Source organism: Pseudomonas sp. 18-147, from assembly GCF_051048045.1.
GTDB lineage: Bacteria > Pseudomonadota > Gammaproteobacteria > Pseudomonadales > Pseudomonadaceae > Pseudomonas > Pseudomonas aeruginosa.
In genome coordinates this window covers 2,641,668-2,657,705 of the sequence record NZ_CP182296.1, presented here as the reverse complement: position 1 = coordinate 2,657,705, position 16,038 = coordinate 2,641,668, and the positions used below count along the sequence as shown (strand labels likewise).

Sequence of the window (16,038 nt, the reverse complement as noted above, 5' to 3'; positions counted from 1 at the left end):
GCGTAAGCAGCGAAGTCCGATGGCACTGCATCCTCAGCTGTCAGGCGTACATCTGCCGGACCTTTTCTAGCTTCTCCTTGACCGCATCCACCCAAACCTGCGGCGCAAGAACGCGAATGTTCTCGTTCAAACCGAATATCCACCACAGGGTTTCCTGATCCTGTGGCACGCGAGCATGCAAACGTTTCCAATCCGACCCAGGTAGGGACTCGAGACTTTGCTCCTCGCTCAATGGCGTCTCACTCAAGTGCCAGGCAATTTGAGGCGAAATATCAGCCTTCAGCTCCACCGTAGGCACAGGTCCTGCACTGTTGAAGCCACCGCCGTTTAGGTATTCATCGAGATCTACTGCCATGCGCTCCACAGCAGGGAGATCAAGGCATTCAGCCTCACGGATACGGTGCACAGCAAACTGAATGACATCGCTGTAACCATCAACCGTAGCAATCAGATAGCTGATCGAATGGCGTGAAATGAAGCCGACAGGATGCAGTCGCATCTCCTTTAGTGCCGCCTTACTGCGGCTGAGGTAGAGAACCCGCAATTGACGATGCTCCAGCAACGCAGTCGATACCTGCTCCCAGATTTGTAGCGGGATTTGTGCTGGCACCAGAGCTCTCCCATTAGGGATTGCGCGTACACGCCTCGCCCAATGCGATAAACCGTTCTGCCCCAAGCCATCCAGGTAGTTACGAGCCCGGTTAAACTGAGGCGCCAGCAGGTCGAGTGCGCTTTGCGGCAAGAGACTCTTCAAATGATCCTGGGCTAGATACAGAACTAGCGCGGTGGAAGGGTCCATTTCTCGCAGATCCAGCTCCGCATCCTTCGTGAAGCTCCAGCGATACGGTGTAACGCTCTCATCACACATCAACGAGAAAGGCGTACTAAGCCGAATTAGATCCCGCTGCACTGTACGCATATCAACAAAAAAGCCACGGTCGCGCAGCTTCTCCAACAACGTTGTCGATGCGATATGACCGGGAAATTCGGGGATCAGGCGTAGCAAAGCAAACATCCTGAGCAGCGTATCCTTCGCTTCAGACATAGCACTACCTTTACTTATTGCACTCTTCCAACGACCGACCAGCTTGAGATTGCTTCCGGCCAGCCGCACGAACATGAGATTAGCCTGGGTGCCTCGCCTCAAGGCGGATCAAGGCAATCAACACCACGCAAGGTACGGTTACGCGAAAAGCTGGCCCAGTGAGGCTGTAGGCGCCCCAGATCCCCCCCAGCGCCAGTCCAATGGGCCCCAACGCTATTGAGGCTCCACGGCCAGCCGCAAACTGCGCAACTCCCGCTGCGGCGCCCCCCCAGGACAGGCCAGTAAACGCCGCGCTGGCGCCGAAGGTTGAACTTGCCATAGCAGCGGCCAATATCTTCGCGAGCGTCGTCCCAACCTCGGTTGCTCCCATCACGGCCTGGCGCAGAACCTCCAGCTGGTCCTGGTCCGGTACACCGTTTAGCTCCAGCACTTCGCACAAAGGCCCAAGTTCGCTTTCAGACAACTTGCTCCAAAAGTGCCTAAGGAGCTGCACAAGCACCCGCCGCTCCAACTCGATGATCGAGTCTCCCTCTTCACGCTTTCCTTTTAGATGATCGAGCACATCTACAACGATCGATACCCAAGAGGCGCCTTGGCTACGCAACAGGTTGGCGATGCTGTTGCCCCCGAAGTGCAATAGCTCGCTGACCAGCAGCTCCAAATTGATTTCCGAATAGTCGCTCTCAGCTTTAGCCTTCAGCAGCGATCTGCAATTGGCGGACGACAACATCAGGCGCCCTTTCCCGGCGTCGGTGATGTAGTCCACCAAAAGATCGAGATATTCCAAATTCGCCTTGGCGAGTAACTGTGCCAGCGCACCGACTTCGCTTACATCACTCATGTCTATTTCAACTTGGCCATTACGTCTGCAAGCGCCTTGTCAGCTTGGTCACCCTGTTGATCGATAGCCTCTAACGCAGCCTCGGAGACACGCAGTTCATTTCGACTCTTTTGAGCGTCCATGACTCTGCCGACACATGCGAGGGTGTCGCGATACCCCTGCTCAATCCACGACGGAATCTTGTCAGCATCGAAACCGAGTAAGTCACGAGCTCCTCCTAGAGGGCCTTGAGCGCGGTTGAGCGATTCACTCGGGCGAATTTCCAGAATGGTGGCGCCTGGGAAGTCATGTCGACTCCAGGGCGAACCATCGCTGAGATGGGTCACGATGATCAAATTGCAGCCAGAGTTGAGCAGCGGCGTAATCGGAGTATTACCCTGCATGGTTTGCCAACCACCTTGACCACCATCGGTATAACGCTGCCCCTGTATGGTTCGGGGTTTGAACAACATAGGGATCGCAGCGGAGGCCAGAAGAAGCTTCTTGCGCTCGGCGGGCTCCTTCGACTGGATATGGACAAACTCAGAATCTGGAGTATCGGCGAAACCAAGCTCTGCTTTAAAAGCGGATAGAAGATCGGTTAGTCCTCCATTGCTCTTGTAGATAGAGACATAAAGCGGCAGACCAGTTTCGAGTCCGTCGGAGACGAGGTACTCGTCCATCAGCTCCTGGAGTGGCTGGTCGTCGAGCACGCTGTCTTCAAGAAACTCCAGCCATTCTGGCAGCTCATAATCTAATCGACGAGCGATGTCCTGAGCGGCATGCACAGCTGTTAGCGCAGCTCCTGCGCCCTGGAGCCGCAAGCCCGCGGCGGCAAGCAACATCAGATAACCTGGGACTTTCATATTCAGGGGTGACTGCTTGGCCAAACGCCCCCAAAGCTCCTCAAGGCGCGCAATCGCGACGTCCAGAGACGGAGCAGAAGCCAATACTCCACCGTTCAGCGCGCCGATGCTGGCGCCGGAAACCGCATCAATTTGAGTACCTAGCTCCCTGAGAGCCTTGAGAACGCCGACTTGATAAGCACCTTTAGCTCCACCACCAGACAGAACCAAACCAACCTTCATCGACTCAGCCATGCCACGCCTCCAGGAAAAGCTCACTAATGAGTGTCTCAGTGAAGCGCTGCGCGGATCCCAAGAGTGGGACTTGCAGCGGCAGCTCCTGAGGCTGCTGGGAAACAACGAACGTGAATGGATTGTGCTCGGCGTCAGCCCAATCGCCCAGGTACCCTAGAGCGTCGCTTGCATCGGCCAGTACGTGACGCCCTTGCGGCAGGGCGAGCCAGCGGTCTCGGGTGCCAATCCGCTCCCCTACACTCAGACTTGCGTCTTGGCTTAGTTGAACGATGGCTCGATTGGCTAGCAGCTCCAATTGTTTTTGACGCTCGTGCCCTGAGAGCCGCTGCAGATGATCGCCAAACGCTCCCCAACGCAACTCCTCCAGAGCGGCGTAACAACGTCCTGACAGTGAGAAACTGCTGAATCGGCCAGCGGCCCACTTGCTAAAAACGGCGTCTAGATGGACTTGGGCCTGTTGCAAACTTCCAATTCGAGCAACCTCCTGCTCCAGTGCCCCACACCTATCCTCCAACTCATTGGACAGCTGCTCTAAGCACTGACGAGTGACGATGGAGTAATTTGCAATCTTGGCGGCGTCCTCTTTAAGAGCACTGACTCTGGCATTTACTTGGACGATGGCGTGATTGCTCTTGGCCAAAGACCCACTAAGATCTTTGAGCCACTCTAGTGCCCCCTCCACACCATCAGTGAGGCTGGAATTGATTTCTGCTTGATGTCGTGCTCCCTGCCCAGTAAGCCCATCGTACATCCGGGAGAAAAATGCAGTTCTACCAGCAATATAGCGCTGGCGCTCGCGGGCCACATCGATGCCATTAGCAAAATCAACTACGAACTTTTCCGGCAGGGAAGAGAGTAGTTGGATAACTTCAGAGTCCAAGTTCAGCACGCTGGCGTCGCTCATGCCAACATCCCCTCTGCAGCAGGCTGTACATCATTCTTGAGCTCTTCGCTGTCTTTCCGGATTTCTGGCACATGGCGCTTAAGACCGGCAAGACGCTGAGCCAACGCCTCCTGCTCACCTCGATTGCTTTGCTTATCAATTAGGCTTTGCGCCAAATCGCTCCGAATATTCTCCAAGGTCAACTTAAGCTGCTCAAAGAATTGGTGAACACCAGCTTCCAACGGCGCTTTGATTGTTATATTGGTCGCTTCGCGCAGCTCCTCGAACAAGTTATTAACAGAGCCATCTATTTTTTTCCGAACACTATCGATATCCACTTCGTAGTAGCCTTCGGTTGCTTTATAGGATTCCCACCCCCAGTCAGAGCTATCGAACCAACTGCAAATCGTCCCCCATACACCACTACTACGCCGGTAGCGGGTTACTGTACGCTGCTTGCTGTCGACCGCCTCTCCCAGCAACTCACTTGCCGAATAGTTAAAAGTGAGCGGAGCAGTATCCGGAAGGCAGATGTCAATTGCAAACCCACTACGATTGAAGCGTTCATTGAGCGTTTCAATCAGACTAATGGCCTCAGCCTTAACGTCACTGGAAAAAGTGGAGCGAAATCCCGAAAGCAAAACGTCAATACTTCCCGCCATTTCCTTTTCGCCGTCAGCGATAATGTACTGAACACCTTCTTCAATCTTTGCTACCAATGCAGTGGCTTCATCCTTGCTGTCGAAAGCAATCAACGGATTGTTTTCGTCAAACTCAAAACCAAAGCCCGTCTTGCCGCGGTCACGCGCGACACTTAATCCAGAAATAAGAAAACCTGCAAGCGCCATAACCCCCTTAGGTGAAGCATCTTGCTGCGCGCGGACTCGTGCCTGCTCCTTCTCAGTGGCTTTCCCTGCCTTGAACCCTTCTTCTATTTCCTGACTAATTTTTCCGTGAATGGCGTTGAAGATCTTGTCCAAGCCGGCATCAATTTTTTTCAGTACATTTTCAGCCTTATCTTGGCTTTCCCTCTCAAGGCATTCTACTTTTCTGACATCATCAAGCAGTGACGTTATCTGGTCCTCAAGTTCCTTGGAGCTTTTGGCCAACGCGGTATCACGAACTTCTAGGAAGCGGCTGAGCCGATAAGAAATGTCTACTAGCTTTGACGCCGCGGAAGCTATAGCAAGCTTTGCCGCTTGCCCATGCGCCATACGGATAACGTTATCTAATGGCGCACTGAACTGGGACTTCCTCCACAGCTTATCAGCCCGGCGTAGAACCTCATCAGAGTCCTCAATATCCTCTTCCCAGTCCATCCCTAAAGCCAGCTCACCGAAGTCACCGACCCAAGCATCGCTAACAGACAAACGCCGTCCGTTGGCCAACTCATGGCGGGCGCGATTGGCCAAGTATGCAAAGCTGGAAGAAACGGGAAACACATGTTCACGTTTCAGACGCTTACCCATGAGGGTATCGGCGACAAATGCCTGAATTTGCTCTGGGCTATCGCTATTCCGGTTTGCCTGATCAATTTTATTGACCAAGGCATACATACGACCGCTGCAGATTTCAGAAATACTCTCTAAGTCCTGGCGAACCTGCTCATCAGCCTCTGACTTGAGCTGAGTGAAATCCATGACTGCCAGGACTGCCGAAGCATTTCTTAGCTGCTCCCGTAGCATCTTCCGCAGGTGAGGCTGCCCGGACTCATTTGGTCCAGGAGTGTCCAGAAGAGTGAGGCGCCCTCCGGCTTCGGCCGTCTCGCTCAGGTGAGCAAAGCGTACCTCGATGACAGGCAGCTCGTGGACTTCGTCATAGCTCGAGAATGGAAACTCCACACCCAGTACTGCGGCCAAGCGCACTAAGTCGTTGAGGCTCTTGAGGAATCCGAAAATAGCTTCAGGCCCCTCATAACGCATTGCAAAGCGCTCCTGCCGCTGAATCATGCTCAGTAGCTGCAGCATGTCATCAGTACGCTCAAGTCCCTCTAATGCCTGCTGACCGGCCGGGCTGCGATAGACCTCGTACAGTTGGCCAAGCAGATCATTAATGGGAGCGTTGTTTTCCAAACGCAGCACAGGTTCGATTTGCTCTGGAGTGTGTCGGATCAGCGTCGGCAGAGCAGTCATCGGTCTATTGCGATTCGGCAAAATCTCAGTGCCAACAATCGCATTGATGGTGGTGGATTTGCCTGCCTTCATCGTCCCAACGACAGCCAGCACCATATCTAGGTTTTCTAGCTTGGCTCGCTCACCACGCAGCATCTCAATGTCTTTACCTATCGAAGTGCTAGAGAACGTCTGATGCCCACCATCCTGCTCATCTACCACCACACCAGGCTCGGCCTGCATCCGCTCTAGCAGGTCAATTTCAACATCAAGAAGCCTGCGCGCTTCTTCCTGAAGAATTGCGATGGTGTTTTCGTGCATGTCATCTCCTTGAACGAGCCTCTTTTCTGAGGCCAGCAAATTACGAGCGAGCTACGTCAGCAGCACACTTGAACAGTCCGATTGAGGTATCCCAACACCGCAAAGGCCGCCTTGCGCCAGTGGGTGCTAGGTTGCAGAAAAATGAGTTGGCAAGCTTGTGTTGCGCAATGCCTGAACTAATCATCCGGCAGACGCCAATTCCGATGGATGAATGAGCCTCGGATAATCCATTGCGGGGGAGGACGGGCTCCGGCCAGTGCATCCTTGATGGCAGCATTGCTTCAATTCCCTAAAGCCTGTCAAACGCACGTCGCCAGTCGATTGGCGACGACAGTGGTGCAAGCCTACAACGGAAGATGGCGTTTGGCCATGCAACAAGGGCCTTACATGATTGATTACTCACCATCGGCCAACTCGAAGGAAGCGCTCAATCCTGGCACGCAGGATCTCTGCTTGCGAAGCTGGTCGCTGCCGCAAAGCTTCGCAACCACATTGGGGACAATTGGCGAACCAGTCCCACCCCAAAGCAAGCACATCACTAAGGGGAATAATGGTTTTCTTCCATCGACAGGAGGTACAGCTGATTACGTAGGGTTGGGGAGGTATCGGCATCACATGCACTCACGACGACCATGTGCTCCCAAACTGGCAGACAGGTGCGACAATCTATGTCGCACCTGCCACAGCTAGAAGCACTAGTCCCCTGTAATCAATGACGCCCTTAACCCGCTACGTCGCTCTATTCGCCTACGGACGACCTGCTCCAATAGCCCAGCACGGCTTTCCAACAGGGTGAACCAGTCTCTTGCACGTGTAATACCGGTGTAAAGCAGCTCCTTGGTGAGCACAGGACTCAGCGCATCCGGCAGGATCAGCGCGCAGTGTTCGAATTCTGAGCCTTGGGACTTATGTACGGTCATTGCGAACACCGTTTCTACCGCGCTTAGCCGGCTTGGCAGGATATGCCGCAGCTCGCCGCTACCGTCATTACGCGGAAAAACGACTCGCAGAACCGGATTCGGCGGTGAGCCTGGCAGCTCTGAGGGCTCAGGCAGGCGCAGGGCTATACCAACATCTCCATTCATTAACCCCAAGCCATAGTCGTTTCGGGTTACCAGTACCGGCCTCCCCTCATACCAACCATGGTCCTGCTCCAACAAGCCTCGCCCCTGAAGCGCATGGGCGATGCGCCCATTCAAGTCCTCCACGCCCCAAGGCCCTTTCCGCACCGCGCAGAGCAGCTGGAACTGGTCAAAGGCAGTCAACACACGACTCGCCCAGGCATTCCAGACTTCGCCAGCATCACCAAGCGAAGGTCGATAAGCCTGCATAACCTCTAAGTAATGTGCATAACCACGGGGACGTCGATCAGCAGTTCCTACACCATCGAGTAGCAGCTGCTCTAAGGCCCGATCATGCTCTCCTGCGAGCCTCTGCACATGCAGGCTCTCATCTCCGTCGGCCAGCGTCGCCCGCGCAGTGACTGCATCACCCGCATTGACGGCGCGCGCCAAACGGCCAATTCCAGAGCTACTACCAAAGCGCCGCGAGTGCCGCAGCATCACGATGTGCTGTGCCAGTTCCTGGTCGCCCGATATCAACTCTGCGCCAACTAATTGCTCGTCAGTCTGGGACTCTAGCCACGCACGGGTGGCTTCGTTGTACCCCCCACTCTCCGCTTCTCTGCAGAGATCGCCCAGTACCGCCCCCGCTTCCACTGAAGCAAGCTGGTCCTTATCTCCAAGCAATATCAGTCGAGCGTGGTCAGGCAATGCGCCGAGCAGGCTGGCCATCATTTCTAGGTCGATCATCGACGCCTCATCCACCACGAGCACATCAAGCGGTAATGGATTACTCGCGTTGTGCCGGAAGTGGCGAGTGTCGGGCAGGCTGCCAAGCAAGCGGTGTAATGTGGTTACGGTGGTAGGTATCTGTTCACGCACGTTCGCTGGCACCGGCAACGATGCCACCTGATCACCAATTGACTCGGTAAGACGTGCAGCGGCCTTACCAGTTGGTGCGGCCAAACTCACTCGCAGCGGTGCGCCCACAGCAAGCGCTGACTCCTGCAGCAAGGCAATGAGCCGAACTACTGTGGTGGTCTTCCCGGTACCTGGCCCGCCCGTGATGAGAGTGAAATGTTCTCGCGCAGCGAGCGCACAAGCCACTTTCTGCCAGTCGGTCTTGCGCTCACCATCCAGCAGAAACGGTTCGGGAAATAATGTCGACAGGCGAGCAGCAAGGTCCGTTGGTGCATCTGCTGGCAATCGCATCCGTCGCGCAATGCTGGTAGCAACTTGCTGCTCGTAATCCCGGTAACGTCGCATGTACAGACAAGGACCGATCAACACGAGCGGAGCGCAATCACCTTCTAACAACACACTACCGGCACAAGACTGTAGCCACGCCTCTAAACTCAATCCTGCCAGTATTTGGGAGGGCAGCAGCGCAGCTACCTCCGGGGCTTCGCCTTCGGGCGGCAGTGACAGGGTCAGGTCTGGGTGTCTCAGCGTCGCTTCAAGATCAAGGCATATGTGGCCCTGTCCCAGTTGATGACTTGCCAACGCGGCAGCCAGGATCAGAAGCGGAGAGGCTGCTGGGTCCAACTCAATGAAGAACTGAGCCAATGCCCGGTCCAAATCGCGCAACCAGCCGCGTTCGCACCAACCTTCGAGCAGTGCAAGCGTCTCAGTGCGGTCGAAAAGCGCCGAGGACAATTCAACAGTCATGCGAAGCTCTCCTGGGACTCGCCAAGAAACAAGGCGTCTAGCTGCTCAATCAACCCTCTCGTAGGGCGAGCCTGGTAAACCCCGCCCCCTGGGGAGCGCACAAACAAGTAAAGAGCTCCCCCCATATGACGGTCATAGTCATAATCCGGCAGACGTAAACGCAGTTGACGGTGCAGTGCTAGCACGTAGAGCACGTACTGCAGGTCGTAGCGATGGGCTGCCATCGACGACTCCATCGCCTTGCGCGTGTAAGCAGCATCATCAGCGCCGAGCCAGTTGGACTTGTAGTCCGCTACGTAGTAGCGCCCCTGGTACTCGAAGGCCAAGTCAATGAAGCCCTTGAACATGCCGTTCAGTGTGTCGGCTTGCAAAGGCTGCCGCGGTAGGCCGGGCAGCTCAGTACTCCTGACCAATTGATCGAGCTGCCTGACATCGACCTGCCGGGCCTCGAACCAAAACTCCAGCTCAGCCTGATACTGAGTCAAATCTCCTAGGCTCACCGAGCCCCCGTCGCCGAGGGCCATTTGCTGACTCAGCAATGCCAACAGCCACTCGTGCAACGGATCGATCCAAGCCTCGAGGCCACGACGCTGACAACGTCGTGCCACGACCTCGCGCATCTGTGCTTGGTTCGCCAGACAGTGGGCAAAACCCTCCTCAGCAGACAGCTCCAGAAGGCCATGCAGGAACGTTCCTGGATTCGATCCGCGAGGGAAACGATGCAGCCCCTGAGCGGACATGAGCAACGATGCCGGTACCACTTCGGAGCTGTCATCATCAGTGGAGTTCTGCATCGCCAGGCTGTCTGGCGCAGTATCCTCATGCCGACTCACCGGGATGATCGCCCCCTCGTCTAGGCGTAGTGCACTGTATGACGCAATCCACCAATCCTCAGCGGCATCCCGTTCTGGGGTGCTCCATCGAACGGGAGGGAGTTGTGCCTCATCTGCGCGGTAATACTGTTGGCTGGCTTCTGGGGCAGCTGCGACTGCACTGCGCAAAGGATCGATCAAAGGCGCCAGCCATCCGTTCAAATCTTGGCTAGCAGCTAGCGGTAGGCCACCGCCGAGCAAATACCCCAGAGCAGAATCATGTAGCCGCGACCGGTGTGCGTTACCAATTTTCAGATCCGCAACGCCCATCCAACACGCATGTCGTGCCCGTGTCAGAGCAACGTAGAGCAGGCGCAAATCTTCACCCAAACGCTCGCGCTCAGCACGCGCCAGGGTTTGTGCGTCGGCGTTGAACACCAGTCGCCGCTGCTCCCCATCATGTATCTGAATTGGCTTATCGCCATCTACCGACCGGAAGGCGCAAATGAAGGGCAAAAATACCAGCGGGTACTCCAGACCTTTGGACTTGTGGATCGTCACCACGCGCACCAGCGCTTCATCACTCTCCAGACGAAGCACCTGATCGTCCGCAGCCTGTCCCTCATTGGCTAGCAGTTCACTCAGATGTCGGATCAGCGCCAGCTCGCCATCAAGCTCAGCAGAGGCCTGCTGTAGAAGCTCAGCTAAATGCAACACGTTGGTTAGTACGCGCTCGCCCTCCGTACGCCCCATCAGACGCTGTGGCAGTGCGAAATCCTGGAGTAACTGACGAAGCATCGGCAGAACACCCTGGCGCTGCCAACGCTGGCGGTACTCCCGGAACTGCATCACTCGACGTTCCCAAGTACGCTCATTGAGGTTTAGTGCTTCTAGCTCGACGAGCTCCAGCCCCAACGTTGCACTCGCAAGCGCCGCTCGCAGCGGACGATCTTGATCGGGCTCGGCGCAGGCACGTAGCCAGAGCAAGACATCTCGTGCTTCCTGTCCGGCAAATACTGAGTCTTTGTCGGACATATACACGCTGCGCACACCGCGGGTTGCCAACTCCCCTCGAATAGCCTGGGCTTCTTTGAAATCGCGCACCAGCACTGCAATGTCGCTAGGTTGCAGCGAATCAAACTCGCCTTCGTGTCTAAATCCAGCCCTCCCCTGCTGCCCCAAATCGAGCAAACGGACAATCTCGCTGGCCGCCCCTTCTGCCATAGCCTTGAGATAGACCTTTTTTGCCACTGGTTCGTCTTGGGTCAACTGCCAAGCGGTGAGGGCCGGCTGCTCCTCGCCCTCCACAGTCCAAACTTCTTCGCGACCTTCTGCATCCACGCGAATGAACGGCAGCTCATCACGTAGGAGAAATGCCCCACTCCCGACTTCAGACCGCTCAGCACGCAAGAAGAGCTCGTTCACAGCATCAACCATGTTCTGGCTGGAACGGAAGTTACGCTCTAGGTTGTAGTGCCGCCCAAGGGTTGCACGGCGTGCCCGCAGATAGGTGTAGATATCGGCGCCACGGAACGAATAGATGGCCTGCTTGGGATCTCCAATCATGAACAATCCACAGTCGTCCCGATTGGCCTCGACCTGGTAAAGCGTGTCGAAGATGCGGTACTGCAGCGGATCGGTATCTTGGAACTCGTCGATCAGCGCGATCGGGAACTGCCGACGAATTACCTCAGCAAGGCGCGGACCATTGTCACTCTGCAGCGCTGCGTCAAGACGGGACAGCATGTCGTCAAAGCCCATCTCAGCACGTTGGCGCTTTTCGTGATCGAAGCGATGACTCACCCAGGCTGCTGCGTGGCGCAGAGCTGCCTCAACTGGATCAGGGAGCCTTTTCAGTTGCTCGGGCAGCGTGGTCATGGCGTTCAGGGCTGGGTGATCGGGCGGCGTCGTTTTCCAGATTTCAGCCAGGCCGTTGGGAGTCAGACGCTCGAAGCCTCTGCCAATTTTCAGTGCCACCTCAGCACCAGAGGCCCATTCCCTCAACTTCCTGCTCCAGCCCTTGTAGTCCGGCTGTTTGAGCTTACTTCCGTTGAACGCTTTGGATTCTCGTGCCTCATCTAGCAGCGATTCGATCTCATCTGCCCAGGCCGACCATGGTGCCTTCAGGTCTGACAATTCTTGCGCTCGCCTGGCCTGGCTGTGATCAATCACCTCTCGAAGCGAGAGGCTGTCAGGAGCGTCCGTCTCGCCAAGCAGATCCTGCAACTTCTTGCCAAGACCCGCAGGGGTTTCCCAGTTCTTAACCACCCATGACAGCGCAGCCCCATCTAGCGGATAGCAATGCTGTCGCCAATAGTCACGGACTACCTCAGCCAGTAGGTCGCTGTGATCGGTCTCTAGGGTCTGGTTGAACAAGCTGCCACTGTCGAAAGCATGTTCGCGCAACATGCGCTGACACCAGCCATGAATTGTTGAGACCGCTGCCTCGTCCATCCACTGCGCAGCCAGCTCCAAACGTCGCGCACAACTTGCCCACTCAGCTTCGGGAAAATCACCGCGCAACTCCTCGAGCAACTCGTCTGGCTCACCGTCTCCTCGAAAAACCTCCGCCGCCTGCACCAACCGCGCACGAATGCGATCTCGCAGCTCTCGAGTAGCCGCATCAGTAAAGGTCACGACGAGTATCTGGGGCGGCAAGAGGGGCTCACGGAAGGCGTGCTCGCCTCCATGACAAAGGATCAGCCGCAAGTAGAGTGCGGATATGGTGAAGGTCTTACCCGTACCTGCACTTGCTTCAATCAGTCTGCTGCCATACAGCGGGAAGCGCAGGGCCAGAGGCCGTTGTGACGAACTCATGCCTGGGACTCCTCAAGCTGGGTCAGCTCACTATCCAAAAGAGATCGATAGAGCTGTTCGCTCAAAATCGGGAACTGCCCGTCTGCGATGAGCGCAGAGTAGTCGGGATATTGGCGAGCAAGGCTGGCACTAGTGGTAACCTCACCGACGACCTTGAAGGCGCCCTCATAACAGCTTTGCGCCTTGTCCTCATCCTGGTTCTGCAGCCAATTCACAGAGGTTTTCAGAGCCACTGGCAGAGGAACCGCCATACCAGTACCCCAAGCTTGCAACCACCCACCTAGTACGCGTTCGGCATCGACCCCTGATACCGGCGCGAAGCTCAGCGACTGATCCGCCCCCACCAACAGCGTCGTCAATGGTGCTCCGCAGGCCGCTGCAATAACGTGCATCACGTACGGCCGCAACAAACGGTGCCACTTCAAATCGTTATCGTTGGCGAGGCTACCAGGCATCAATTCCAAACGAGCCAGACGCCCATCAGCATGACGACGCAGCCCACTGAGCCAACCCTGCAGCTGTATACCGGAGGCTTCAAAAGCCAGTTGCAGGGAAGACTCTTGGCATTCGGGCCAGAGCTCGCATAGCGAGCTGTATCGCTGCATCTGATTTGGCAATGGCCCCAACAGATCTGCACGGTACTGCTCGCCAAAGCCAGCAAGCGGCAGTTGACCACTGCGCCTCAATCGATTGGCAGCTGCTTCCAAAGCACCCTCGCGATCTGCTTGCGGCACTGCCAGTGCAGCTTTGAGCAATTGGTCCTGCAAGTGGTAGCGCTCCAGACCGTCAAGGCCAAAGGGCTCGCTATCCAACTGCGTCTGCTCCTCTTCGTCCAAGTACACCCGTAGGCGACGCGTAAAGAAGTACTTAACCGGATCCTTCAGGAAGCTCTGCAATTGCTCGGGGCTGACTTTGCGGCCCTCCTCCCACTGAGAAAGGGCAGGCGCCGCTGTTGGTGCAGCTACCTGCCCATACAGCTCAGCCCACTCGTAGGCGTAACTAAATAGACCTGGCTCGTCCCCAAAGTACCGGCGACTAAAGGGTTGAAGGGGGTGCACCGTAGTCAGCGCCGTGAGCAGTTTCCCTGCTCTCGACAAGCGCCACCCACTAGCCAAGTGATCGCGCAACTGGCCGATCAGTACTGATGGAGGACGTTCGCTATTGTCACGAATGCTGCGTCCGGCCCAGCTCACATAGAGTCGTTCACGAGCAGCCAACAATGCCTCAAGCAGCAGATAGCGGTCGTCCTCGCGTCGCGATCGGTCACCAGGACGGTAATCGCCAGCCATCAGATCAAAGTCCAGCGGCGCCTGACTGCGCGGATAGTCACCATCATTCATGCCCAGCAAGCAGACGTGACGGAATGGGATGGCTCGCATCGGCATCAACGTGCAGAAATTCACTGAGCCAGCCAAGAATCGCTGACTCAGCCGCCCCTGATCGAGGTTTGCCAACCACGCCTCGCGCACCACGGGCAAGGGCAGCATCTCGCTCAATGCCGCAGCATCGCAAAGCGCTAACCAGCCCTCGAGAGCGTCCAGCAATTGAGTACGCAGCATCTCGTCGCCATCGCTACAGGGCAGGAAGAAAGCCTCCAGCAGCCCACGCAAATGCTCTCCCCAAGCCGAGGGGACCGCAGGCTCTCGAAGAAGCTGCAAATGCCGATCGAGTGCGTCCAGCAAACGGGTTAGTGGGCCTATCAGCACTGCATCGAGGCCACCTACCTCATCGTAAGGTTCGATCTCGGCAAAGCTCCCGGCGGCCCCAACTGCATATCCCAGCAGCATGCGTCGAAGACCGAAGCGCCATGTGTTCTGCTCCAGCCCTTCACTCTGGCCGAAGGACTGACGTTGGGCAGCGTCCAAGCCCCAACGCACGCCTGCCCCCTCAAGCCAGCGACGAAGCGTCGGCATGTCCTCTTCAGCGATGCCAAAGCGCGCACGTACAGCTGCTACATCCAGAAGGTCGAGTATTTCGCTGACACTAAGTCGGCTCTCAGGCAGACGCAGCAAATTCTCTAATGCAATCACTAGAGGTTCTTTGCCACGCACGCCTTGGTCAGCCAAGGTGAACGGGATGAACCGCGGGTCCCCAGGGGTGAACTGACCGAACACCGCCTGAATATGCGGCGCATAGGCATTCACGTCCGGCACCATGACGATTACATCGCGCGGCCGTAGGCTCGGGTCGGAGCTAAAGCACGCCAGAAGCTGGTCGTGCAGCACCTCCACTTCACGCTGAGCGCTGTGGGCTACATGGAAGCGCAACGAGCTATCAAGATCAGGATCCACCGGAGGGTGAGTCGCTCGAGTTTCGGCCAGTGTGCGCAGATCCAGGATGTCGTTCTGCAACTGGCCAAGCAACGTGCTTTCAGGAGCCGCAGTGAACAAATCGATGCGCTCGAACCGGTCACGATAACGCTCAGGCTCGTCATGCCGGTCGAGTAGGTTGATGTAATCGCGCCCTTGTTTCCCCCACGCAGCCAACAACGGCTGAGCATGTTGGTGCATCTGCGTATCGTCGAATGGCCCGCTTAGTCCACCTTTACGCTGCTGCCGTCGGTAGTCGTGGAGTAGCAGATCCTTGTCTTCGACAATATCGCCCCAGTGATGCTGGCAAGGATTGTGGACATACAGCATGACCTGGGTAAAACGTGCCATTGCCTGCAGCGCCTCCAACACCTGGGCTGGCAAGGACGAGATCCCGAAGACCGTCAACCGACGCGGCAGGCCCGGTGGTCGTTCCTCAAGCTCTCGCAGGCGGGCGACGAAGCGTGGGTGCACGCCAGCCCGGCTCTCCGCCAAATGCTCGTGCCCTACATCGCTGAGCAAGGCTCGCCACAAAGCCGGCTGCCACCGAGAGGTATCGTCTAACAGACGCTCGCCGCCACGCGATGTGCGTAGCCGATCTTGCCCCTCAGCCCAATCAGCCAACCAGTCGGCGCGGTAAACCTGGTATTGGTCAAACAGATCCGCCAAGCGCTCGGCCAATTGGTATCGCTTACGCAGATCGCTGTCGTCCGACAAAAAGCGGCGCAAGGGAACGAAAGCATCGTCAGCGAGCAAGCCAGGGAGCAATCGCATCAGACGCCACGTCAGGGGAGCCTTGTCCAACAGCGATTGCGGAGGAATCGCGTCCTTGCCCAACACGGTGCGGTAGGCTTGCCACAGAAAGCGCGCCGGCAGATCAACGTCAAGCGCCGCGGCGATCCCACAGCCTTCGTGCTCAGCGAGCGCAAGCTTAAGCCACTGAGCGATGCCATTGCTTTGCACCAGTAGCACTTCGTTTTCCAGTGGCCGCAATGGGTAGCGGCGCATCCACTGCACCGAAAGAGAACGCAGCTCTTCCAGGTGATTGCCGTGGATGATGATCAGGCCAGGCTCAAGCTCCTGCATCAGTC

The 16,038-nt window shown here is 56.5% G+C and carries 8 protein-coding genes; all 8 read right to left on the bottom strand.

Annotated features, from left to right (window positions below; all coding sequences use genetic code 11):
• Positions 1-40 precede the first annotated feature (40 nt).
• On the bottom strand, positions 41-1,045 hold the full coding sequence (locus tag ACM0M4_RS12840; RefSeq protein ID WP_225030721.1) for a helix-turn-helix transcriptional regulator: 1,005 nt from the start codon (positions 1,043-1,045) through the stop codon (positions 41-43).
• Positions 1,046-1,124: 79 nt separating this feature from the next.
• Positions 1,125-1,886, bottom strand: coding sequence for a ubiquinol-cytochrome C chaperone family protein (locus ACM0M4_RS12835; protein ID WP_225030689.1), 762 nt, complete (start codon positions 1,884-1,886; stop codon positions 1,125-1,127).
• A gap of 2 nt (positions 1,887-1,888) precedes the next feature.
• Positions 1,889-2,965, bottom strand: a complete 1,077-nt coding sequence (locus tag ACM0M4_RS12830) for a patatin-like phospholipase family protein (RefSeq protein ID WP_225030690.1) — start codon at positions 2,963-2,965, stop codon at positions 1,889-1,891.
• Positions 2,958-3,869, bottom strand: coding sequence for a YjcZ-like family protein (locus ACM0M4_RS12825; protein ID WP_225030691.1), 912 nt, complete (start codon positions 3,867-3,869; stop codon positions 2,958-2,960). Before ACM0M4_RS12825 ends, ACM0M4_RS12830 begins: the two co-directional genes overlap by 8 nt.
• Positions 3,866-6,280, bottom strand: coding sequence for a dynamin family protein (locus ACM0M4_RS12820; protein WP_225030692.1), 2,415 nt, complete (start codon positions 6,278-6,280; stop codon positions 3,866-3,868). The genes ACM0M4_RS12825 and ACM0M4_RS12820 overlap by 4 nt, the downstream gene beginning before the upstream one ends.
• A 695-nt stretch (positions 6,281-6,975) precedes the next feature.
• Positions 6,976-9,009, bottom strand: coding sequence for an exodeoxyribonuclease V subunit alpha (gene recD / locus ACM0M4_RS12815; RefSeq protein WP_225030694.1), 2,034 nt, complete (start codon positions 9,007-9,009; stop codon positions 6,976-6,978).
• A complete protein-coding gene (gene recB / locus ACM0M4_RS12810) occupies positions 9,006-12,638 on the bottom strand; it encodes an exodeoxyribonuclease V subunit beta (RefSeq protein ID WP_270005885.1) in 3,633 nt (1,210 codons plus the stop codon). The genes recD and recB overlap by 4 nt, the downstream gene beginning before the upstream one ends.
• Positions 12,635-16,033 (bottom strand): exodeoxyribonuclease V subunit gamma, encoded by a 3,399-nt coding sequence (gene recC / locus ACM0M4_RS12805; RefSeq protein WP_225030696.1) that lies wholly within the window; start codon positions 16,031-16,033, stop codon positions 12,635-12,637. Before recC ends, recB begins: the two co-directional genes overlap by 4 nt.
• Between the last annotated feature and the right edge of the window lie 5 nt (positions 16,034-16,038).

Coding starts and splice junctions, on each gene's coding strand:
- ACM0M4_RS12840 (WP_225030721.1), bottom strand. CDS start 1,045: ATGTCTGAAGCGAAGGATACGCTGCTCAGGATGTTTGCTTTGCTACGC.
- ACM0M4_RS12835 (WP_225030689.1), bottom strand. CDS start 1,886: ATGAGTGATGTAAGCGAAGTCGGTGCGCTGGCACAGTTACTCGCCAAG.
- ACM0M4_RS12830 (WP_225030690.1), bottom strand. CDS start 2,965: ATGGCTGAGTCGATGAAGGTTGGTTTGGTTCTGTCTGGTGGTGGAGCT.
- ACM0M4_RS12825 (WP_225030691.1), bottom strand. CDS start 3,869: ATGAGCGACGCCAGCGTGCTGAACTTGGACTCTGAAGTTATCCAACTA.
- ACM0M4_RS12820 (WP_225030692.1), bottom strand. CDS start 6,280: ATGCACGAAAACACCATCGCAATTCTTCAGGAAGAAGCGCGCAGGCTT.
- recD (WP_225030694.1), bottom strand. CDS start 9,009: ATGACTGTTGAATTGTCCTCGGCGCTTTTCGACCGCACTGAGACGCTT.
- recB (WP_270005885.1), bottom strand. CDS start 12,638: ATGAGTTCGTCACAACGGCCTCTGGCCCTGCGCTTCCCGCTGTATGGC.
- recC (WP_225030696.1), bottom strand. CDS start 16,033: ATGCAGGAGCTTGAGCCTGGCCTGATCATCATCCACGGCAATCACCTG.